This is a genomic window from Brachybacterium sp. (genome assembly GCF_036379615.1).
Lineage (GTDB): Bacteria > Actinomycetota > Actinomycetes > Actinomycetales > Dermabacteraceae > Brachybacterium.
The window spans coordinates 50,300-70,716 of sequence record NZ_DASVGJ010000066.1 but is presented as its reverse complement, the minus strand read 5'-3'; the positions used below and the strand labels follow the sequence as shown (position 1 = coordinate 70,716).

Sequence of the window (20,417 nt, the reverse complement as noted above, 5' to 3'; positions counted from 1 at the left end):
GAGCGATCACTCCCGTAGTCTCCTGAGACATCCGAGGACCATGCAGTCGTGGGGACGCCACGTCAGCCTCTCCCACCGACGTCTCCGAAGGAGCACCCTGATGAGCACGACCGTTCCCTCCGGCGCCGACACCCCGCGGAGGGACGACCCGCATGCCTGGTTCGACCACGCTCGCTTCGGCCTGTTCGTCCACTTCGGGGCCTATGCGGTCCCGGCGCGGCACGAGTGGGTCATGTCCCGCGAGGAGATCGCACCAAAGGAGTACGAGAAGTACGTCGAGCTCTTCGACCCCGACCGCTTCGACGCCCGCCTCATCGCACGCACCGCTCGCGCGGCGGGCATGCGCTATGCCGTGCTCACCACGAAGCACCACGAGGGCTTCTGCCTGTGGGACAGCGCCCTGACCGACTTCACCTCCACCGTCGCCTGCGGCCGCGACCTCGTGGCCGAGTTCGTCGACGCGCTGCGCGAGGAGGGCCTGCGCGTCGGGTTCTACCACTCCCTCATCGACTGGCACCATCCTGATTTCACCATCGACTCCTTCCATCCGCTGCGCCATGCCCCGGACCGCGAGGAGCGCAACGCCGGCCGGGACATGGCCCGCTACCGGGAGCACCTCCACGGCCAGGTGCGTGAGCTGCTCACCGGCTACGGGAGGATCGACTACCTGTTCTTCGACTTCACCTACCCCGGCGAGGACGGGAAGGGCCCCGAGGACTGGGACAGCGAGGGGCTGCTCGCGATGGTCCGCGCTCTCCAGCCGGACATCCTCGTCAACGACCGGTTGGGGCTCCCCGGAGACCTGCGGACCCCGGAGCAGCACCAGCCCGTCGCCCCGATGGTCGACGGGGACGGGCACGAGGTGCGCTGGGAGTCCTGCCAGACCATCAACGGCTCCTGGGGCTACGACCGCGACAATCACGACACCAAGAGTGCGGACCTGCTGCTGCGCATGGTGGTGGACTCCGCGGGCAAGAACGGGAACCTGCTGCTGAACATCGGCCCCGACGGGCGGGGCGGGCTGCGCCGCTCGGACCTCGCCCTGCTGGAGGAGATCGGCGAGTGGATGGAGCTGCACGAGGACTCCGTGCGCGGCGCCGGACCCGCCCGGGAGATGACAGCGCCGCAGGGGACGCTCCTCACACAGCGCGGCGACCGCGTGTACGTGCACCTCACGGCGTGGCCGATGCAGAGCCTCCACCTCACGGACCTGCCACGACCCGTGCGCGCCGCGCGGCTGCTGGACGACGGCTCCGAGGTCCGCTTCGGCCTCATCGAGCAGCCCGAGGCGGACCTGCACGCGCACATGAGCGTCAACGGCCTCGCCCCCGGCACGGTGACCTTCACCCTGCCGATCCGTCGACCGGACGTCCTCCTACCGGTGCTCGAGATCCTCCTCGACCCCGCGCCGGCCGGCTGACCCGGATCAGGTCAGTCCTCGTTCAGCTCCACGGCCTCGATCGGTGTGAGCCTCTCCACCAGCGGCACCACATCGGCGATCCCGCCGAGCACGGCCGTCGGCCGGTACGGGTACTGGGTGATCTCGTGCTCCTGGGTGGAACCGGAGAGCACCAGCACGGAGCGCATCCCGGCCTCGAGCCCGGACTTCACGTCCGTGTCCATGCGGTCACCGATCATGATCGAGGTCTCCGAGTGCGCGCTGATCCGGTTCAGAGCCGTGCGCATCATCAGCGGATTGGGCTTGCCGACGTAGTACGGGTGGATGCCTGTGGCCGCGGTGATCATCGCTGCGACCGCTCCGGTCGCCGGCAGCGGGCCCTCGGCGCTCGGGCCGGTCACGTCGGGATTGGTGGCGATGAACTTCGCTCCCCGGGTGATCAGGCGGATCGCGCGGCTGATCGCCTCGAAGGAATAGGTGCGGGTCTCCCCCAGCACCACGAACTCCACGTCGGAGTCGGCGAGGATGAAGCCCTCCTCATGCATCGCACTGGTGAGGCCCGCCTCCCCGATCACATAGGCGGCCGCGCCCGGCTGCTGCTCGGCCAGGAAGCGAGCCGTGGCCAGAGCGCTGGTCCAGATCGATTCCTCGGGGATGTCGATCCCGCTGCGGGACAGCCGCGCCCGCAGATCACGCGGGGTGAAGATCGAGTTGTTGGTCAGCACCAGGAACGGGCGACCGAAGCGCTGGAGGGAGGCGATGAACTCCGCGGCGCCGGGGAGCGCGGTCTCCTCGTGGACGAGCACCCCGTCCATGTCGGTGAGCCAGGAATGGATCGGATGGTCATCGAGCGGCGGGTGATCGAGCTTCGTGGTCATGGCACCAGTGTGCCGTCTCCGACCCGCTCCCGCCGAGTCCGCTCACACCGAGCCCCCTACCGAGTCCGATTCCGCCGACTCTGCTCACCTCTGCGGCGGTGACGGGAACGGCCCGGCCCCCGCGCGATGCGGGGACCGGGCCGTTCCTTGGAACGATCCGAGGATCAGTTGCCGGTGAGCTTGGCGCGCAGGGCGGCCAGGGCCTCATCGGAGGCCAGGGTGCCCTCGTCCGAGGAGCTCGACTGGTAGGAGGCCTGCGCCGCGGGGGCAGCGGACTCCGTGCTCGAGGAGGAGGACGAGGAGGTCGAAGCGGCGGCCGGAGCGTTCGCGGACTCCTCATCGGCCTTGATGGCCTCGGCGACCTGAGCCTTGTGGGCGGTCCAGCGCTCGTAGGCGGCCGCGTACTGGCCCTCCCACTCCTCGCGCTGCGTGTCGTAGCCCTCGAGCCACTCGTTGGTCTCCGGATCGAAGCCCTCGGGGTACTTGTACTCGCCGTTGGCGTCGTACTCCGCGGCCATGCCGTAGAGCGCCGGGTCGAAGGTGGTGTCGTCGCCCTCGGGGTCGACGCCCTCGTTGGCCTGCTTCAGCGAGAGGGAGATACGACGACGCTCGAGGTCGATGTCGATGACCTTGACGAAGACGTCCTGGTCGACGGTGACGACCTGCTCGGGCAGATCCACGTGGCGCTGGGCCAGCTCGGAGATGTGCACGAGGCCCTCGATGCCGTCCTCGACGCGCACGAACGCACCGAAGGGAACCAGCTTGGTGACCTTGCCCGGGACGACCTCGCCGATGGCGTGGGTGCGGGCGAAGAGCTGCCACGGGTCCTCCTGGGTCGCCTTCAGCGACAGGGAGACGCGCTCGCGGTCCATGTCGACATCCAGGACCTCGACCTTGACCTTCTGGCCGACCTCGACGACCTCGGAGGGGTGGTCGATGTGCTTCCAGGACAGCTCGGAGACGTGCACCAGGCCGTCGACGCCGCCGAGATCGACGAACGCGCCGAAGTTGACGATCGAGGACACGGCGCCCTCGCGGACCTGGCCCTTCTGCAGGGTCTGCAGGAAGTCGGAGCGGACCGCGGACTGGGTCTCCTCCAGGTAGGCACGGCGCGACAGGACCACGTTGTTGCGGTTCTTGTCGAGCTCGATGATCTTCGCCTCGATCTCCTGGCCGACGTAGGGCTGCAGGTCGCGGACGCGGCGCATCTCGACGAGGGAGGCGGGGAGGAAGCCGCGCAGGCCGATGTCGACGATGAGGCCGCCCTTGACGACCTCGATGACGCGGCCCGTGACGACGCCCTCGTCTTCCTTGATCTGCTCGATCGTGCCCCAGGCGCGCTCGTACTGGGCGCGCTTCTTGGACAGGATCAGACGGCCTTCCTTGTCCTCCTTCTGGAGAACCAGGGCCTCGATCTCGTCGCCGACCTCGACGACCTCGCCGGGGTCGACGTCGTGCTTGATGGACAGCTCGCGCGAGGGGATGACGCCCTCGGTCTTGTAGCCGATGTCCAGGAGGACCTCGTCGTGATCGACCTTCACCACGGTGCCTTCGACGATGTCGCCATCGTTGAAGTACTTGATGGTGGCATCGATGGCGGCCATGAGCTCGTCGGCGTCACCGATGTCGTTGATGGCGATCTGGGGGGTCGTGGTGTCGGTCATGTAGGTAAGGACTCCGTCGGGACAGGAATTGAGTAGGGTCGATGGACGTGCTGACCCTCCGAGGAGGGCCAGTCGATGCCCGCTGACGCACGACGTGGTGGACACGACGGCGTCGACACGCGCACAGACCTTCGAAAGCTTAACAGCCCCAGCACTGTTGCGCGAGAGCGCCGAGGCGCCCCGGGCCCGCCGGAGGTGTGAGTTCCGTCGTGCTCGTCCTCCGGGCAGGGCCGCAGGTCCCGCAGCAGCGGCCGCGGTCCTCCCGGCGTCGGTGCACCCCTACCGGCGTCAGTGCGCGGCGCGGTACCGGCCTCAGTGCGCGGCCTCGCGCCAGGTGCGACCGATCCCGACGCCGACCTCGAGCGGGACCGAGAGCTCGTAGGCGGAGTCCATCCCCTCCTCGACGATGGTCCGCACCTGCTCCAGCTCCCCCGGCGCGACCTCGACCACGAGCTCGTCATGCACCTGCAGCAGCATCCGGGAGTCCAGCTCCGCCGCCCGCATCTCCCGCTCCACGGCGAGCATCGCGAGCTTGATGATGTCCGCCGCGCTGCCCTGGATCGGGGAGTTCAGCGCGACCCTCTCGGCGTTCTCGCGCCGCTGACGGTTGTCGGAGGTGAGATCCGGCAGGTAGCGGCGCCTGCCCAGCAGGGTCTCGGTGTAGCCGGTGCTGCGAGCGGTCTCCACGCTGTCGCGGAGGTAGTCGCGCACCCCGCCGAAGCGCTCGAAGTAGCCGTCGCGCAGCGCCGTCGCCTCGGCGCGAGAGATCCGCAGCTGGCGGGAGAGGCCGAAGGCGGAGAGCCCGTAGGCCAGGCCGTAGCTGACCGCCTTGGTCTTGGAGCGCATCGCCGGGTCGACGGCATCAGGACTCACGCCGAAGACGCGCGAGGCGACGAAGTTGTGCAGGTCCTCTCCCGAGCGGAAGGCCTCGATGAGACCCGCGTCCTCGGAGAGGTGGGCCATGATGCGCATCTCGATCTGGGAGTAGTCCGCCGTCAGCAGCGTCTCGAAGCCGTCGCCGGCGACGAAGACGTCGCGGATCCGCTGGCCCTCGGCAGTGCGCACCGGGATGTTCTGCAGGTTCGGTTCGGTGGAGGCGAGGCGGCCCGTGGCCGCGGCGGTCTGCTGGAAGGTGGTGTGCACGCGGGAGCCGGCATCGACCACCTTGTCCAGCCCCACCAGGTAGCCGGTCAGCTTGCTCATCTCCCGGAAGCGCAGCAGCCAGGAGAGGAACTGGTGGCCGCTGGAGTCGGGGTCCAGCGACTCCGACAGGTCGGTCAGCGATTCGGCGTCGGTGGAGTGACCGGAGGAGATCTTGCGCGTGGTGGGCAGGGCGAGGGTCTCGAAGAGCACCACCTGAAGCTGCTTCGGGGAGGCGAGGTTGACCTCCTCCCCCACGATCTGCCCGGCCTCCCGCTTGGCCTGGGCGACGAATCCCTCGAGCTCCTCGCGTCGGCTCGCGAGCTCCTCCCGGTCGATCGCGATGCCGCGACCGTGCATCGTCTCGAGCACGGCCTGCAGGGGCCGCTCGAGCTCCGCGAGGATCTTCTCCGCCCAGGGCTCCAGACCGGTGCGTGCGGTGAGCTCCTCGGCCGCGGTGTGCAGAGCCGCTGCGGCCATGGCGAGACGCACCCCGGCCTTCGCCACATGCTCGGCCCGCACCTCGGGCGTCTCCTTCTTCAGCGTCGACTCGGCGGGCTTGCGGGGCTTCGGCTCGAAGCTCACCCCGCCCAGCTCGCTCGCGAGCGCCTCGGCGTCGTAGCTGCGGGCGCCGGGTCGCAGCACGAAGGCCTCCAGGGACAGGTCCCGCACCTGCTCGCCGAGCAAATAACCGTTGTCGGCCAGCCAGGAGCGGACCGACGGGGCATCGGCCACCCGGATCTCCTGGGCCCTGCCGAGCGCGGCTGCGAGCTCCTCGGTCGCTGCGGAGTCCAGGGTCCCCAGCTGGATCGTTCCGCTCGCGGCGGGGGTGGCGAGGCCGATCAGGGCGCCGCCGCGCACGTCCTCGGCCACGTCCAGGGCGAGCAGCTCGCCGCCCTCGGAGAGGAGCTGGCGCAGGGCGTCGGCATCCTGGATAGCGAGGACGTCAGCGGCCTCCGACTCCACCGCCGCCTCCTCGTCGGCGTCGACCTCGCCCAGCAGGGCGGCCGGCAGGTCGCGGCGGATGGTGTCGCCGAAGGCGAGGTCGTCGAACACCTCGAGCACCCGGGCTCGGTCGCCGCCGCCGAGGGCGTAGTGCGCCGCGTCCTCAGGCAGGTCCAGCGTGGTGAAGGCGGCGTTCATCAGGCGGTTGCGCTCGACGTCCTCGACGTGGTCGCGCAGCGACTGACCGGCCTTGCCCTTGATCTCCTCCGCATGGGCGAGCAGCCCCGGCAGATCGCCGTACTGCAGGATCCATTTCGCTGCGGTCTTGGGGCCGACGCCGGGCACGCCCGGAAGGTTGTCGGCCGCCTCGCCGACCAGGGCGGCGAGGTCCGGGTAGCGCTCAGGCGGGATGCCGTACTTCTCCTCGACGGCCGCAGGGGTCATCCGCCGCATCTCGGTGACGCCCTTGATCGGCTGCAGCAGGGAGACCTTCTCTCCCACCAGCTGGATCGCGTCGCGGTCGCTGGAGACGATCAGCGCCTCATGACCCGCCTGCTCCGCGCGCGTGGCGAGGGTCGCGATGATGTCGTCGGCCTCGTAGTCCTCGTAGGTCAGCCAGCGCACCCCGAGCGCGTCGAGCACCTGCATGATCAGGTCGATCTGGCCGTGGAAGGCGGCAGGGGTCTCGTCACGACCGCCCTTGTACTGGTCGTAGATCCGATCGCGGAAGGTGCCGCCCGGCAGGTCGAAGGCGACCGCGACATGGGTGGGACGCTCCGAGGCGACCACGTTGATGATCATCCGGGTGAAGCCGTACACCGCGTTGGTGGCCTGCCCCCGGCCGTCGCTGAACCCGTCGGCGGGCAGGGCGAAGAAGGCCCTGAAGGCCATCGCGTGCCCATCGATGAGGAGGATGCGCTGGTCGTCGGTGTCGCTCGCACTCATGAGGAGCAGTCTCCCACGTCGGCGTCCCAGCGGGGACGCCGCTCCCCGCCGTGCTGTGGCACCCTCGTGCCATGACGGACACGCCCCTCCCCCCGGACCCCGCCTCACGGTCGGCGCAGCACCCCGCAGCCCCGCCGATCAGCGACGAGCTCCGGGAGCACTTCGCGCCGCTGCTGCGCGGCACCCTCCTCGAGCGCTGCGGGATCGAGCTGCTCACCCTCGGGCCGCACGGGGGCACCGCCTCGATGCCCGTGGCGGGCAACACCCAGCCGGCCGGGCTGCTGCACGGCGGGGCGACGATCGCCCTGGCCGAGAGCATCGCGTCCTTCGCCGCGATCGTGCGCGCCCGCGAGGTCCACGGCGAGGGTGCACAGGCCGTGGGGACGTCCGTCTCGGCGCTCCACCACCGTTCGGCGCGCAGCGGGACCGTGGTCGCGACCTGCTCCGCCCGCCACCTCGGGCGCCAGGTGGCCAGCTATCTGGTCGACATCCATGACGAGGCGGGCACCCTGATGAGCACGGTGACCGTCTCCACCCAGCTGCTGCCCCCGCGCTGAGCGCCGGTCACTGCGGGGCTTCGAATCCCGTCGCGCGACCCGCTTCCATGACGTTCGCCTCGGACCAGCTGTACTCGCGCAGCTCCCCGATCCGGGCGTCGGCATGGGGGCCCAGCTCGAGCTTCCCCATCCGCCCGGTGTAGGAGATGGTCGCTTTCCCGTCCGCCTCCATCGCCGTGCGCATCACACCGCGGCAGGTGCCGTAGTCGGGGCACCCCTCCGCACCGGTGAGGATCGCCGGCAGCGCGGCGGCCAGCGCGGTGCCCGTCACCGACAGCGCATGCTGGGCCGCCAGGCAGACCATCGTGAAGGCGTCGTACCCCTGCTGCGAATAGGCATAGCCCTCGCGCAGGAAGTCGCTGCTGCGGTTCAGCATCATGTTCTGGTGATCGACCGTGATGTCCGAGCCCGGCTCGTACCCGGTCGCGGAGGCCAGGCACTTCGGGGCCAGGTCCTCGGCGACGGGCAGCTGCGAATAGTCGAGGGTCGCGGCCGGGGAGAGCCGCTTGGGGAACTCGATGGTCGGGCGCTGCCCCTCGTCGAGGGTCTCCTCGTAGAGTGCGGAGAGGAAGGGCGCCGCCTCCGCTCCCCCGTTGAACACCAGCAGGGCCGGCGGCGTCGTGAGCACCTTCGCGACCCGCTTCTTCGCGTCACCGAAGTCGCCGACGGGGTAGAACTGCTCGGACACGATCTCGCCGCCGTTGGGATGGAGGAACTCTCCGAGCTCGTGGGCGAGGCTCCTCCCCTGAGCCGTGTCCTCGGAGACGTAGGCGACCGTTCCCGGATCACCGCCCCGATCGGAGCTCGCGCTCAGCGCGGCCTCGCCGTACTGCGCGGCGAGGATCTGGTCGTTGGGCGAGAGCCGCACCAGCAGGTTCGCGGTCTGCACCTCGGGGTCGCGCACGCTCATCCCCGAGGTGAACACATCGATCACCACCATCCCGGCCTCCACCAGGGCCGGCATCGCAGCGGTCAGCGACTCCTCGTCGATCGAGGTGATGACACAGGTCGCCCCGGAGTCCGCGAAGGCCTGGATGACCGGTCCGAGATCCTCGCCCGGCTTCTCCATGACGTGCCGCTCGAGCAGCGCGACCTCGTGACCGAAGAGGCCACCCCACCGGGCGTTCACGTCGATCCGTGCCTCGTCCAGGGAGATCGCGATCGCCTCCTCGAAGGAGGCCATCCGGCCGTAGTTCGCGCCGATCTGCCCGATCACGAGCGGGACATCCGGCTCGGAGAGCTCGGGCCCGGTGGGACCGGGCGTGGTCTCCTTGCCGCCGCCGCCCCGTCGCAGCCCGTCACCGCATCCGCTCAGGGCGACGGCCCCGAGGACCCCCGCCCCGAGGCCGCGCACCAGATCACGCCGCGTCATCGTCATGCTCGTGCCGCTCCCCTCTTCTCCCGGCCCACCCCGGGTCAGGACTGCGTGTGCGCCCTCAGTCCTTCGGACCGCCGAGCTGGTCGACGACGGCGTCGGCGACCTCGCGCATCGTCAGGCGGCGGTCCATCGACGTCTTCTGGATCCAGCGGAACGCCTCGGGCTCGCTCAGCCCCATGTTGGTCTGCAGCAGGCCCTTGGCACGGTCCACGCGCTTGCGGGTCTCGAAGCGCTCGCCGAGATCTGCGATCTCGGACTCCAGCTGGGTGATCTGCTGGTACCGCGAGATCGCGATCTCGATCGCGGGCAGCAGGTCCGCCGGGGTGAAGGGCTTGACGACGTACGCCATGGCGCCCGCGTCGCGCGCCCGCTCGACCAGCTCGGCCTGCGAGAACGCGGTGAGCATGACCACGGGGGCCAGGTTGTCCTCGCCGATGCGCTCGGCGGCGGTGACGCCGTCCATCTGCGGCATCTTGACGTCCATCACCACGATGTCGGGGCGGAGCTCGCGTGCCTTGGCCACGGCGCTCTCACCGTCGCCGACAGCGGCGATCACGTCGAAACCGGCTTCGGTCAGCGTCTCGACGATGTCCATCCGGATGAGGCTCTCATCCTCAGCCACCACGGCGGTGCGTCGCGGCGAGTCCTCGGTGCTCGGCAGGTCGTCCTGGGCGTCGTCGGGAAGTGCAGTGTTGTCGTCGGTCATCTCGCCCTGTGTCTCGGAAGGGGCCTCGTCCGCGGGTGGCCTGCACCTGCAGCGTCGAGGCCGGTGGTCATCAGCGGTATCCTAATCCAGCCCTCCTTCCCGGGGGGCGAGCCGGGTTGGCGGAATGGTAGACGCGGCGCACTCAAAATGCGCTGTCCGCGAGGGCGTGCGGGTTCGAGTCCCGCACCCGGCACCGTAGTGACAGACCGATGGCCTGCCGTGATGCCCATTTCGAGGTCCCCGAAGGGTCGATCTGGACATGGTGTGAACACATGCTGTTCCTGGCGGCCTCGCGGCGGGCCAACGCAGCTCGCCGCAGGTCAAGGGCCTGGCAGGTCCCGCTGTCGAGCTTCTCACCCGGACGCCCGATGCGCCCCGCTCACGGCCGCTGACCGCATCCCGTGCGTGGCACCCCGCCCCACTGGGCTGCGGGTCATCGTGTGCCCCGCGACGGCATCACCATCGCGCAGATCGCAACGGAGTTCGACGACCACGAGATGACGCTCCACACGTGGATCCGCCAATCGGATACTCCTGTTGCCGCCGACACCTACCACCGCCGGGTGCTTGACCCTGCTGTAGGAGCATGGTTTGGAATCGGGGCCAACGGCATGAAGCGTCCGTTCCCCATCGCTCAGGAGAACCCCGTGAACCTCGTCCGCAGACCGATGCAGATCCTTCGCGACAATCCTCGCGCTTACCTCATAGCGAACCTGGTCATGTACGGGATCGTCCTTGTCGGCTTCGGCATTGGCGTTGCGTTCCCCGAGCTGGCCGCAGCGCGCGCGACGACGATGGAGGAGGATGGCACCGCTGATCTCGTTCAAAGGGTGTTCTTGAATCCGTGGCTCTTCGCGGCGACGATCCTCGGTGTCAACGTGATCACCGTCGGCCTGCTCTCGATCGTGCTGCCTTCGCTCGTCATCCCCTTCGCGGGACTAGCGATCTTCGGCTGCCGGGCAGTGGTCATCGGCGTCACCCTGGCACCCACCGACGACGCCACCTGGATCGCCATGATCCCCCATTCTCTTACCGTGGTCATCGAGTTCCAGGCGTACATCCTTCTGTCGCTCGGGGTGCACGTGCTGGGCCGCGCCTGGATCTCCCCGTCGAGTGTCGGAGAGGAGCTCCACCGTCGTGGATACCTCCAGGGCCTGAAGCAGCTCGGATGGCTGGCCCTGGCAGCACTCGCGCTGCTGATCATCGGAGCGCTTTACGAAGCCTTCAGCATGAGGTACCTCGTGCCCGTGCTTCTGCTTGGATGAGAGGTGAGGAGGCCGCGATGGCATGGAGCACCAGCGAACTGGCACGGCTCGCACAGACCACCACCAGCACGATCCGGCACTACCACCGTCTGGAACTGCTCGAACTTCCCCAGCGGCGGCCCAACGGCTACTAGCAATACTCCGCGGTGCACTTGGTGCGACTGCTCCAGATCCGGCGCCTCGCGGACCGCGGGATCCGTCTCACGGCGATCGGCAGGATCCTTCGCGACGACGCTGACTCCGCCGCCGCACTTCAGCAGGTTGACAGCGAGCTCAAGGCATCGATGAGGAGTCTCGCCCGGGCTCGGCGTGAACTCGCGGCGATCCGCGAGCATCGCGCCCGCGCTGACACACCGCCAGGATTCGAAGCACTGTCCGAGGGACTTTCCGAGCGGCAGCGTTCGTTGCTCACGATCTTCGCCACCATCATGAGCCCGACGATGCTGGAGGAGTTCCGTCAAGCGCTCATCGTCGGCAATGACGTGGATGAGGACTTCGAGAACCTTCCGCCTGATGCGGGCGACGACGTGATCAAGGCGGTTGCCCAGCGGATGGTGCCCACGATCGCCGCTGCGCGGACGGAGCGCCCTCGTCTCGAGCATCTCGAGGAGAGTTCACCTCTGGGTGAAGGCCAGGCCCTGATGGTGCTCGGTCACGCCATCGCGGAGTTGTACAACCCGGCCCAGCTGAAAGCGTTGCAGCTGACCGAGCAGCTGTTGAACAAGTAGAGGTGGCGCGGTTGGTCCGTCTGTGCCTCGAGGGTTGGCACTCTCGGAGGCGGAGGTCATGAGCCAGCCGGAACGGGTATCAGGCGACGGCGGAGTGTTCGGGCGGGTCACCAGTCCCGGGGCCGGCGCCGCGGCGCGTAGCTGCTCCGGCGGACACCGATGCCACGGCGTTACGGGTCCCGGGCCGCCTCATGGGAGTCCTCGGACGATTCCATGATCTGGTCCTCGACTCCCCCGTCGTCGACCGAGTGCTCCCGAAGGAGCTGGGCAATCCCCTCACCGCCGCTCTCGGGGTCGACGGTCTCCTCGCAGTCGTAGATGAAGGTGGCCCTTCCGCTGTTCAGGTCGAACGAGGCCTGGGAGAGGGTGCCGTCGCTCGCGCGTGGCCGGGTCGCTCGCGCGGGACCGACCGGTCGGAGCGTCGGTCGATCCCTTCCCGGAGACGGCCCCCTGCGTAGGTTGGGGAGAACACGGCATGATCCGACCGCTCGCCGCGCACCGGGCACGCCATGTTCGAAGGAGAAGTCATGAGACTCGTCGTCGGCACCATGGGGAACGTCGGAACCGCCGTGCTCTCGGCGCTGCACCGGCGGCCCGGGGAGCTCGACCGGCAGCCACGCCGCAGCGCCGCGGACACGGTCCGGGAGCTCGTGGAGAGGATGGTCGCCGGAATCCGGACGACACCGATGCTGAGGCGCGCTCGCGACAGCCGGCGGGCTCACCCCGCGATCGATCGACCAGCCACCACCGCTTCCCCGGCCGACGGGGAACCGGAGAGCGCGGCGCGCATCGATCACCGCCTGCTGAATCTCTACCTCTGCGACCACCTCACCGGAGCTTCCGCTGGTGCCGCTCGGATCGGCAGGATGGCGGCGGACTTCGCGGACACGCCGGTGTCCGCCACTCTCTCCTCGCTCGATGAGGAGATCCACGGCGAGCGCAGATTCCTGCAGCAGCTCATCCACGATCTGGGGATGCGGCAGATGCGACACCGTCAGGCCGTCGCCGCCGTCGGAGAGCGCATAGGCCGGTTGAAGGGCAACGGTCGTGTTCTCTCACGCTCGCCGATGACGCTCCTGCTCGAGGTGGAGCTCATGCGCAGCGCGGTGGTCGGAAAACGTGGATGCTGGCAGACGCTCGCTGACAATGCAGAGGACCTGGGTCTGGATGCCGCTGTGTTCCACGAGCTCTCCGCGAGGTCGCTTCATCAGCACGAGATGCTCGACGAGGTGCATGCTCATGCCCGTGGCCGGGCCTTCCGAGAGGACCGGGAGACCTTCGACGTCGGGATGGCGCAGGACGAAGCCGCCGACACCGAGGGGCCCGTGCACGGCTGACGCAGAACCCGTTGGAGGAGCGACCGAACGGTCCGGGCAGGAGGTGGAGCCGAAGCTAGCGTGTGGCCATGACGAATCCCCAGCGGCCGACTCGACCGACGCTTCGCCGCACCGTCACCACTACGGGACTGTTCCTGTTCATCCTCGGCGACGTGCTCGGCGCAGGAGTCTATGTCCTGGCCGGAGAGATCGCCGGAATCGCCGGCGGGGCACTCTGGGTGCCCCTCGTCATCGCCCTGGCCCTAGCTCTGCTCACTGCCGGTTCCTACGCCGAACTCGCGACCAAGTACCCCCGGGCCGGCGGCTCCTCCCATTACGCGACTCGGGCATTCGGGCCCTTCGTGGGGTCCCTGGTCGGTGTGTGCATGCTCTCGGCCGGGATCGTCTCCGTGGGAACCCTGGCCTTGGGATTCGCCGGCGACTATCTGAGCGCGTTCGTGTCTTTGCCGATAGTGCTCGTGGTGCTCGTATTCCTCGGCGTGCTCGCCGCTCTCAACGCCCGCGGAATCTCCGAGTCGATGGGCGTCAATCGGGTGGCCACCCTCATCGAGGTCAGCGGACTGCTGATGGTGATCGTGCTCGGCGGGATCGTGATCGCACGCGGCGAAGGGGATCCGGCCCGGCTCACAGAACTCGGGACACCCGAGAACGGGCCGGTCGCTGCGGTGCTCGCCGGAACCGTCCTGGCCTTCTACTCCTACGTGGGATTCGAGACCAGCGTAAACATCGCCGAGGAGACCAGGGATCCGGCGCGTTCCTACCCACGGGCCCTGTTCGGAGCCCTGATCGTCACGGGGATCGTGTATGCCCTGATCGGTGTGGTCGCCTCCGGCGTGGTCCCGACCGCGGAGCTCGCCGGCTCCACCGCTCCCCTCTCTCTGGTGATCGAGGCCGCGGGCATCGTGCCACCGGTGGTGTTCAGCGTGATCGCGCTGGTCGCGGTCGCCAACGGTGCGCTGCTGACAGGGATCATGTCCTCGCGGCTCGCGTACGGCATGGCCTCCGACGGGCTGCTGCCGGGAGCGCTGACGCGGTTGCTGCCCCGTCGCCGCACCCCGTGGGTGGCGATCATCGCCACCACCGCACTGTCGATCGTGCTCGCGCTGACCGGTTCGATCGGTGTCCTGGCCGGCGCGATGGTGCTGCTGCTGCTGGTGGTGTTCATCGCCGTCAATGCCGCGGTCCTGGTCCTTCGCCGCGACCTGGTCGAGCACCGCCACTATCGAGTGCCGACAGTGCTTCCCGCAGCCGGCCTGGTCTCATGCCTTCTCCTCATGACACAGGTCGAATGGCAGGTCTGGCGGCTGGGCCTGCCGTTCCTGGTCGTCGCCTCCGCAGTCGCCGGGCTCGCGGCATGGAGGCGTGGCCGTCGCGGCCACCGGTAGCGCAGTGCGGGTGGCCCCGCCTCTGGTCCGGGCACGAACGACTGAGCAGTTCCCGTCGGCGCCCAGGCACCCCTCTGCTGCACGTGTCGTGAGCGTCAGGGAGTCTGGTCCCCGCCGGCGGAGGACGAGCGATCGTGTCCGAGCGTGGCGAGGTCCGCCACGGCGGGACCCTCGAGGAGGGTGCCGTCGGGCGCGAAGCGGGATCCGTGCAGGGGGCAGTCCCAGGACGTCTCCGCGTCGTTCCAGCTCAGCATCCCGCCCAGATGGGTGCAGACCCCCGAGACGGCACAGGTACGTCCGCCCACGGTGGAGACGCCGACGGGCCGGCCCTCGGAACGGCCGACGACGCCCTGCCCCTCCCCCGGCGGCTCCGGATCCAGCGCGTGCAGCTCCCCGCTCACCCAGCCCTGGACCAGTTCCCGTCCGACCTGAGCGGTTGCACTCGCGCCGGCCGCGAGGGTCCCGACACCGCCGTTCGCCGACTGCAGCGTCCCCAGCCACGAGGGGGCCCGACCGTCCAAGGATCCCGCGATGGCACGTGCCGCGGCGACTGCACCGGTCATCCCCCACTTCCCATAGCCGGTAGCGGCGAAGATCGTCCCGCCGCTTCCCGGCAGCGCTCCGATCAGAGGGAGGCCTCCGAAGGGCTCGTAGTCCTGCGCCGACCAGGCGTGCGTGCGCTCGGCCCCCGGCACCAGACCGCGCGTCCACTCGTCCAGATCTGCGATCAGAGCGGCCGGGGACGTCACGCGCCCGGTGACGTGGTCGTTGCCTCCGACCAGCAGCAGTTCGCCTCCCCCGTGGGCCGCGGAGCGTAAGCTGCGGACGGGGCCGTCGACCGAGACGAACATGCCATGTGGCCTCCAGCCGTCCGCCGGCACCCGGTAGGCCAGGACATACGAGCGGTGGGGCACTATCCGCAGGGAGTGGCCACTTCTATCCAGAACCGGGCTGCCGGTGGCGAGGACGAGCTGGTCGGCCTGGACCTCCCCGGCTGTCGTGGTCACGGTCAGCGGACCTCGACGGTTCACCCCGGTGACCCTCGCCCCCTCCACGATGACCCCTCCCAGGCCGCGGAACTCGTGGGCGAGCGCGGTGAGGACGTCCATCGGATCGAACTGTGCCTGGTCCTCCAGGCAGATCGCACCTGCGACGGGGAACGGGAGCTCGGTCGACTCCTTCCACCGCACGCCGAGTCCCAGCTCATGGGCGACCTCCTGCTCCGCCTCGAGGCGTCGCTCACCGTCCGCGGTGGTCGCATAGCTGAAGGCGGGGCGGCGCTGTGCGGAGACCTCGCGCTGCGCGCACAGATCCAGCAACCAGCGCTGCGCCTCCTGGGACGCGGTGAGATATGCGCCCGCGACGTCGAGCGAATGCCGCTGGCGGATCTCCGAGAGTCGCGCCCCCTGCAGCACGGTGAGCTTCGCCGTGGTGTTGCCGGTGGCAACGACTCCGACGGAACGCGCCTCGAGCAGGACGACCCGCCGCCCGGTTCGTGCCACCGCTGCAGCTGTCGCCAGTCCGGTGAGGCCGCCTCCCGCGATCGCGACATCGTAGGTGACCCCTGCCGGCATGCTGCAGACGGGCATGCGTGAAGGGTCATGGTTCTCGAGCCAGAGCGAGGTCATGACGACTGCTCTCCGTGGATGTCGGGAGGACGAGTCACGGGGTCCTGGACGGTCTGCTGGACATGGGACATGCGCTTTCCTCTCTCCCGATCTCCGGGTCAGCTCCTCGCTGGATCGAGGACGACCTTGATGCAGCCGTCGTGCTTCTTCTGGAACATCGAGTACGCAGGAGCTGCTTCTTCCAAGGGGAGTCGATGAGTGACGAGGTCCGTCACACCCAGCGGATCGCGAGACTCCTCGACGAGCGGAAGCAGGTCGTCGGTCCAATGCCGGACGTTGCACTGGCCCATGCGCAGCTGGATCTGCTTGTCGAACATCTTCAGCAGAGGCATCGGGCTCGTGGCACCGCCGTAGACGCCGCTCAGCGACACCGTCCCGCCGCGACGCACCAGGTCGAGGGACGTGTGCAGGGCTGCGAGGCGGTCGACACCTGCGGTTTCCATCACCTTCTGCCCGACCGCGTCCGGCAGGAGCCCGACGACCTGGTGGGCGGCGCCGGCGACCGGGCTGCCATGGGCCTCCATGCCGACGGCATCGACGACGGCATCCGGACCGCGACCTTCGGTGGCGTCGCGAATCGCGTCCAGTCCCTCGGGCCCCTGGTCGAAGACCTCGATACCGTGACGCGTTGCCATCGCGCGTCGCTCCGGGACGGGATCGATGGCGAGCACCCGGGCGCCGAGGTGCGCACCGATACGTGCGGCGAACTGGCCCACCGGGCCCAGTCCGAGGACGGCAAGCGTCCCTCCGTCGGGCACATCGGCATACTTCACTCCCTGCCACGCGGTGGGCAGGATGTCGCTGAGGAAGAGATACCTGTCATCGGGTAGATCACCGCCGACCGTGATCAGGCCGTAGTCGGCGTGCGGGACACGGAGATACTCCGCCTGGCCTCCGGGCACCTGCCCGTACAGCGCGGAGAACCCGAAGAGGGACGCCCCGGAGCCCTGCTCGGTGACCTGGGTGGTCTCGCACTGGGACTGGAGCCCGCGGGTGCACATCCAGCACTCTCCACAGGAGATGGTGAAGGGGACGACGACGCGGTCGCCGGGGCGCACACCGGTCACGCCGGCGCCGACCTCCTCGACGATCCCCATCGATTCATGTCCGAGAATGTCCCCGGCGCTCATGTACGGACCGAGGACCTCGTAGAGGTGCAGATCGGACCCGCAGATCGCCGTCGACGTGATCCTGATGACCGCGTCGCCCGGCTCACGGATCTGGGGATCCGGAACGTCCTCGACGCTGACTGCGCGCTTGCCTTGCCAGGTCACTGCTCTCATGATCTTTCCTTTCATCGGGGTGGCGATTTCCGGAGCGACGGCGGACGAAGCATCTCCGCTCACCTCGTGGCGATCCGTCGAGCGTCAGCTCCGGCTCGTCTCAGGCGTCGGCCGGGAACCGTTCCCAGACACGATGGCTCTCGAGCAGGGTCCGGATCTCGCCGAGGACGGCCTGCCCGTCCTCCCCGAGCACGAGCCCGGCGCCGTCGGGTGCCGTGCGGGCCTCCAGGGCTGTGCGTCCCTCGCCCCAGGCACCGATCGCCTTGGCATGTCGCCAGCATTCGTCGATCAGCTTGCCGACGCGGGGCTCGACCTCGCCGGCGCCGAGGGCCCCCGCCTTCGGATCGACCGAGGGCCGTGAATCCGGTGCCGTGAGCGGGTTGCCCGCCAGCAGCAGGGCGTCGAACTCCACGGAGGCGGCGGTGCCCAAGGTCCGTCCGACCGGCACGCCCGCCACCTCGCCGCCGCGCGGGGCGATCACGACCGGGGTCATCGACGCTGCGACGACGGCCTCGTGCAGGGCGAGCAGGCCGGAGTTGTCGGCGTCGGGGTCCACCACGATGCCGATCATCCGTCCGTCGGTGGGCCACCTGGCGCCCAGCTGGGATAGCGGAGCACTGGTGGCGACCGCACCGTCGGACTCGTCCTCGGGCGGGACCGTGGGTGCGGGCGCCGGCATCCCGAGCGCTGCGGCGACCCGTGCGCACAGGTCCGCGTCGATGTTCGCCAGGGACTGCAGCTGGCGCTCGCGGATGGCGTTCTCGTAGCACTTGCCGAGCTCGAAGGAGTAGGCATCGACGATGTGGTCCTGCTCGACCGCGGTCATGCTGCGCCAGAACAGGCGGGGCTGGCTGAAGTGGTCCTCGAAGGTCGCCGAGAGCTCTCGCTCCTTGACCCCCTCGGTCACCCGCACCGGGAGGTCCTCGAAAGCTCCGTCCCTCTCCCCGGCCATGAACGGGCACCCGCCGTCCAGGGAGTTCGGATGGTACGGCGCGACACCGGAGTGGTCGCCCTGCTGGCCGTAGCCGTCCCGCAGCATGTCGTTGATCGGCGCATGGGCGCGGTTGATCGGCAGCTGGGCGAAGTTCGGGCCGCCCAGGCGGGTCAGCTGGGTGTCGACGTAGGAGAACAGTCGCACCTGCAGCAGCGGGTCATCGGTGACGTCGATGCCGGGCACCAGATGCCCGGGATTGAACGCCACCTGCTCGGTCTCGGCGAAGTAGTTGCTGGGGTTGCGATCCAGGGTGAGCCGCCCGATGGGCTGCACCGGGGCGAGCTCCTCGGGGACGAACTTCGTGGGGTCCAGCAGATCGATGCCCTCGAAGCTCTGCTCCTCGTTGTCGGGGAACACCTGGATGCCCAGCTCCCAGCTGGGATGGGCACCGGACTCGATCGCGTCGGAGAGGTCGCGGCGGTGGAAATCGGGGTCGTTGCCGCCGAGCAGCTGCGCTTCCTCCCAGGTCAGCGAGTGCACGCCGAGCGTCGGCTTCCAATGGAACTTCACCAGCGAGGTCGCGCCCTCGGCGTTCGAGAGCCGGAAGGCGTGGATCCCGAAGCCCTCCATCATCCGGTAGGAGCGCGGGATGCCGCGGTCGCCCATAAACCACAGCGTGTGGTGCTGCGCCTCGGTGTGCAGGGAGACGAAGTCCCAGAAGGTGTCGTGGGCGCTCTGCGCCTGCGGGATCTCGCGGTCCGGATGCGGCTTCGCCGCGTGCACGACGTCGGGGAACTTGATGCCGTCCTGGATGAAGAACACCGGGATGTTGTTGGCGACCAGGTCGAAGGTGCCCTCGTCGGTGTAGAACTTCGTGGCGAAGCCGCGCGTGTCGCGCGCGGTGTCCATCGAGCCGCGGGAGCCGACGACGGTAGAGAAGCGCGTGAACACCTCGGTGCGCTTCCCCTTCGCGAGGAAACCGGCCCGGCATACGGACTCCGCAGTCCCGTAGCCCTCGAAGACGCCGTGCGCCGCAGCGCCGCGCGCATGGACCACCCGCTCGGGGATCCGCTCGTGGTCGAAGTGGGTGATCTTCTCCCGCAGGTGGTGGTCCTGCAGCAGCACTGGGCCGCGCCGAGAGGCCTTGAGCGAATGGTCGGTGTCGCGCAGCCGCGCGCCCTGCGAGGTGGTGAGGAACTCGCCCTGCTGCGCGGTGGTGGCGGTCTCGGGCCCCGGCACGGCGCCCGTGGGGGTGCGGGGCTCGGCGCCCTGCTGATCGGGCTTCGGAGGGAGCGGACCAGTGGGTTCCGTCGGCTCTTCAAGCGAGGGCCGCCGGCTGCCGGGGCGGCCGGGCGCCGGGGTCGGTGCGTCGTCGGTGGATGCCATCGGGTGCTTCCTCCTCAGGATCGGATGTCCGGAGCGGACGTCCCACGAGTGATGCCCGCCACAGTAGGTCCCTCGCCGTGACAGGGGGAAGGCGCACCCCTGTGACCGTGCCTGGAGCTGCTGAACCGAACGGTCCGTCGGTGCGCACGGAACCGCTGTGTCGCCTCCGGTCCCGACGCCCGCCGAGCGCGGACGCTCGCGTCGCACCGGCCGCTTCAGCTGCCGGGGTACGGGCTCTCGGCGAGCAGGCGCGCGAGATGGGCGGCGTTGGCGGCGAGGGTGGCAGTGGTGGCGGCGACGGCCTCCGGGGTCTCCTCGAGATCCCTGTAGTCCAGCGGATTCATCGCCTCGTGGTTCCAGTAGGTGCCGCCCTGGGCGGGGACGGTGAAGCCGATGTCGTTCAGGGCCTGGAAGGAGTCGGCGATGATCTTGTGGGCCCCGTCCTCGTTGCCGACGACCGCCACCACGGCGATCTTGCCGAACATCGCGGGCCTGCCCTGCGCGTCGGTGTCCGACAGTGCGGCGTCGAGTCGTTCGAGGACCCGCTGGGCGATGCTGGACATGTGCCCGAGCCAGGTCGGGGTCGCGAGGACCAGGATGTCGGCGGCCTCGACCCGTTCGAGGATCTGCGGCCATTCGTCGCCGTCCCCCATGTCCGCCTCGACGCCCGGTCGCACGTCGTGGTCCGCGACGCGGACGACCTCGCCGTCCACGCCGTGCGGTGCGAGGGCGTCGAGCACCTGGCGCGCCATCACTTCGCTGCTCGAGTCGGCCGGTGAGGCCTTGAGCGAGCACACCAGGGCGAGTGCTCTCAGGTTCTCGGTCATCAGTATCTCCTCGTCGTTCTCTCGGTGATCTC

16 protein-coding genes and 1 tRNA gene are annotated in these 20,417 nt (G+C 69.2%); 8 read left to right on the top strand and 9 right to left on the bottom strand.

Annotated features, from left to right (window positions below; all coding sequences use genetic code 11):
• The first annotated feature begins 100 nt into the window (after positions 1 to 100).
• On the top strand, positions 101 to 1,420 hold the full coding sequence (locus VF289_RS14155) for an alpha-L-fucosidase (RefSeq protein ID WP_330884547.1): 1,320 nt from the start codon (positions 101 to 103) through the stop codon (positions 1,418 to 1,420).
• 11 nt (positions 1,421 to 1,431) lie between these two features.
• On the opposite strand, the gene VF289_RS14150 is transcribed toward VF289_RS14155, so the two are convergent.
• The 3 genes from VF289_RS14150 to polA all read right to left on the bottom strand — a co-directional run bounded on the left by VF289_RS14150 (position 1,432) and on the right by polA (position 6,971).
• A complete protein-coding gene (locus VF289_RS14150; RefSeq protein ID WP_330884546.1) occupies positions 1,432 to 2,277 on the bottom strand; it encodes an HAD-IIA family hydrolase in 846 nt (281 codons plus the stop codon).
• Between the two features lie 164 nt (positions 2,278 to 2,441).
• On the bottom strand, positions 2,442 to 3,941 hold the full coding sequence (rpsA, locus tag VF289_RS14145) for a 30S ribosomal protein S1 (RefSeq protein WP_330884545.1): 1,500 nt from the start codon (positions 3,939 to 3,941) through the stop codon (positions 2,442 to 2,444).
• Positions 3,942 to 4,253: 312 nt separating this feature from the next.
• Positions 4,254 to 6,971, bottom strand: coding sequence for a DNA polymerase I (gene polA / locus VF289_RS14140; RefSeq protein ID WP_330884544.1), 2,718 nt, complete (start codon positions 6,969 to 6,971; stop codon positions 4,254 to 4,256).
• A gap of 71 nt (positions 6,972 to 7,042) precedes the next feature.
• Between polA and VF289_RS14135 the strand changes: the two genes are divergently transcribed.
• Positions 7,043 to 7,528 (top strand): hotdog fold thioesterase, encoded by a 486-nt coding sequence (locus VF289_RS14135; protein WP_330884543.1) that lies wholly within the window; start codon positions 7,043 to 7,045, stop codon positions 7,526 to 7,528.
• A gap of 7 nt (positions 7,529 to 7,535) precedes the next feature.
• Here the strand turns inward: VF289_RS14135 and VF289_RS14130 are convergent, their stop codons facing one another.
• Both VF289_RS14130 and VF289_RS14125 read right to left on the bottom strand, forming a co-directional pair.
• Positions 7,536 to 8,906 carry an ABC transporter substrate-binding protein gene (locus tag VF289_RS14130; RefSeq protein ID WP_330884542.1) on the bottom strand — a complete coding sequence of 457 codons (1,371 nt, stop codon included), beginning with the start codon at positions 8,904 to 8,906 and terminating at the stop codon, positions 7,536 to 7,538.
• A gap of 58 nt (positions 8,907 to 8,964) precedes the next feature.
• On the bottom strand, positions 8,965 to 9,612 hold the full coding sequence (locus tag VF289_RS14125) for an ANTAR domain-containing response regulator (protein WP_330884541.1): 648 nt from the start codon (positions 9,610 to 9,612) through the stop codon (positions 8,965 to 8,967).
• 110 nt (positions 9,613 to 9,722) lie between these two features.
• On the opposite strand from VF289_RS14125, the gene VF289_RS14120 reads away from it, so the two are divergent.
• From VF289_RS14120 to VF289_RS14095, 6 genes are all read left to right on the top strand, one after another.
• Positions 9,723 to 9,805: transfer RNA gene (locus VF289_RS14120), tRNA-Leu, on the top strand.
• Between the two features lie 247 nt (positions 9,806 to 10,052).
• Positions 10,053 to 10,877: a hypothetical protein gene (locus VF289_RS14115; protein WP_330884540.1), complete on the top strand. Its 825-nt coding sequence runs from the start codon at positions 10,053 to 10,055 to the stop codon at positions 10,875 to 10,877.
• A gap of 17 nt (positions 10,878 to 10,894) precedes the next feature.
• Positions 10,895 to 11,011: a MerR family transcriptional regulator gene (locus tag VF289_RS14110; protein WP_330884539.1), complete on the top strand. Its 117-nt coding sequence runs from the start codon at positions 10,895 to 10,897 to the stop codon at positions 11,009 to 11,011.
• Between the two features lie 21 nt (positions 11,012 to 11,032).
• Positions 11,033 to 11,605, top strand: coding sequence for a hypothetical protein (locus VF289_RS14105; RefSeq protein ID WP_330884538.1), 573 nt, complete (start codon positions 11,033 to 11,035; stop codon positions 11,603 to 11,605).
• 527 nt (positions 11,606 to 12,132) lie between these two features.
• The gene (locus VF289_RS14100; protein ID WP_330884537.1) at positions 12,133 to 12,942 is read left to right on the top strand and encodes a hypothetical protein; all 810 of its coding nucleotides are present in this window, start codon (positions 12,133 to 12,135) and stop codon (positions 12,940 to 12,942) included.
• 68 nt (positions 12,943 to 13,010) lie between these two features.
• A complete protein-coding gene (locus tag VF289_RS14095; RefSeq protein WP_330884536.1) occupies positions 13,011 to 14,327 on the top strand; it encodes an APC family permease in 1,317 nt (438 codons plus the stop codon).
• Positions 14,328 to 14,422: 95 nt separating this feature from the next.
• Here VF289_RS14095 and VF289_RS14090 read toward each other — a convergent pair whose 3' ends face one another.
• The 4 genes from VF289_RS14090 to VF289_RS14075 all read right to left on the bottom strand — a co-directional run bounded on the left by VF289_RS14090 (position 14,423) and on the right by VF289_RS14075 (position 20,385).
• Positions 14,423 to 15,916: an FAD-dependent oxidoreductase gene (locus tag VF289_RS14090; RefSeq protein WP_330884535.1), complete on the bottom strand. Its 1,494-nt coding sequence runs from the start codon at positions 15,914 to 15,916 to the stop codon at positions 14,423 to 14,425.
• A gap of 137 nt (positions 15,917 to 16,053) precedes the next feature.
• Positions 16,054 to 17,238 (bottom strand): zinc-dependent alcohol dehydrogenase, encoded by a 1,185-nt coding sequence (locus tag VF289_RS14085; RefSeq protein WP_330884534.1) that lies wholly within the window; start codon positions 17,236 to 17,238, stop codon positions 16,054 to 16,056.
• Positions 17,239 to 17,338: 100 nt separating this feature from the next.
• Complete coding sequence (locus VF289_RS14080; protein ID WP_330884533.1) at positions 17,339 to 19,558, bottom strand: catalase; 2,220 nt, start codon at positions 19,556 to 19,558, stop codon at positions 17,339 to 17,341.
• A gap of 215 nt (positions 19,559 to 19,773) precedes the next feature.
• Positions 19,774 to 20,385, bottom strand: coding sequence for a flavodoxin family protein (locus VF289_RS14075; protein ID WP_330884532.1), 612 nt, complete (start codon positions 20,383 to 20,385; stop codon positions 19,774 to 19,776).
• Positions 20,386 to 20,417: the final 32 nt, after the last annotated feature.

Excerpts from the sequence above, each read along its gene's own strand:
- VF289_RS14155 (WP_330884547.1), top strand. The coding sequence starts at position 101 with ATGAGCACGACCGTTCCCTCCGGCGCCGACACCCCGCGGAGGGACGAC.
- VF289_RS14150 (WP_330884546.1), bottom strand. The coding sequence starts at position 2,277 with ATGACCACGAAGCTCGATCACCCGCCGCTCGATGACCATCCGATCCAT.
- rpsA (WP_330884545.1), bottom strand. The coding sequence starts at position 3,941 with ATGACCGACACCACGACCCCCCAGATCGCCATCAACGACATCGGTGAC.
- polA (WP_330884544.1), bottom strand. The coding sequence starts at position 6,971 with ATGAGTGCGAGCGACACCGACGACCAGCGCATCCTCCTCATCGATGGG.
- VF289_RS14135 (WP_330884543.1), top strand. The coding sequence starts at position 7,043 with ATGACGGACACGCCCCTCCCCCCGGACCCCGCCTCACGGTCGGCGCAG.
- VF289_RS14130 (WP_330884542.1), bottom strand. The coding sequence starts at position 8,906 with ATGACGATGACGCGGCGTGATCTGGTGCGCGGCCTCGGGGCGGGGGTC.
- VF289_RS14125 (WP_330884541.1), bottom strand. The coding sequence starts at position 9,612 with ATGACCGACGACAACACTGCACTTCCCGACGACGCCCAGGACGACCTG.
- VF289_RS14110 (WP_330884539.1), top strand. The coding sequence starts at position 10,895 with ATGGCATGGAGCACCAGCGAACTGGCACGGCTCGCACAGACCACCACC.
- VF289_RS14100 (WP_330884537.1), top strand. The coding sequence starts at position 12,133 with ATGAGACTCGTCGTCGGCACCATGGGGAACGTCGGAACCGCCGTGCTC.
- VF289_RS14095 (WP_330884536.1), top strand. The coding sequence starts at position 13,011 with ATGACGAATCCCCAGCGGCCGACTCGACCGACGCTTCGCCGCACCGTC.
- VF289_RS14090 (WP_330884535.1), bottom strand. The coding sequence starts at position 15,916 with ATGCCCGTCTGCAGCATGCCGGCAGGGGTCACCTACGATGTCGCGATC.
- VF289_RS14085 (WP_330884534.1), bottom strand. The coding sequence starts at position 17,238 with ATGAGAGCAGTGACCTGGCAAGGCAAGCGCGCAGTCAGCGTCGAGGAC.
- VF289_RS14080 (WP_330884533.1), bottom strand. The coding sequence starts at position 19,558 with ATGGCATCCACCGACGACGCACCGACCCCGGCGCCCGGCCGCCCCGGC.
- VF289_RS14075 (WP_330884532.1), bottom strand. The coding sequence starts at position 20,385 with ATGACCGAGAACCTGAGAGCACTCGCCCTGGTGTGCTCGCTCAAGGCC.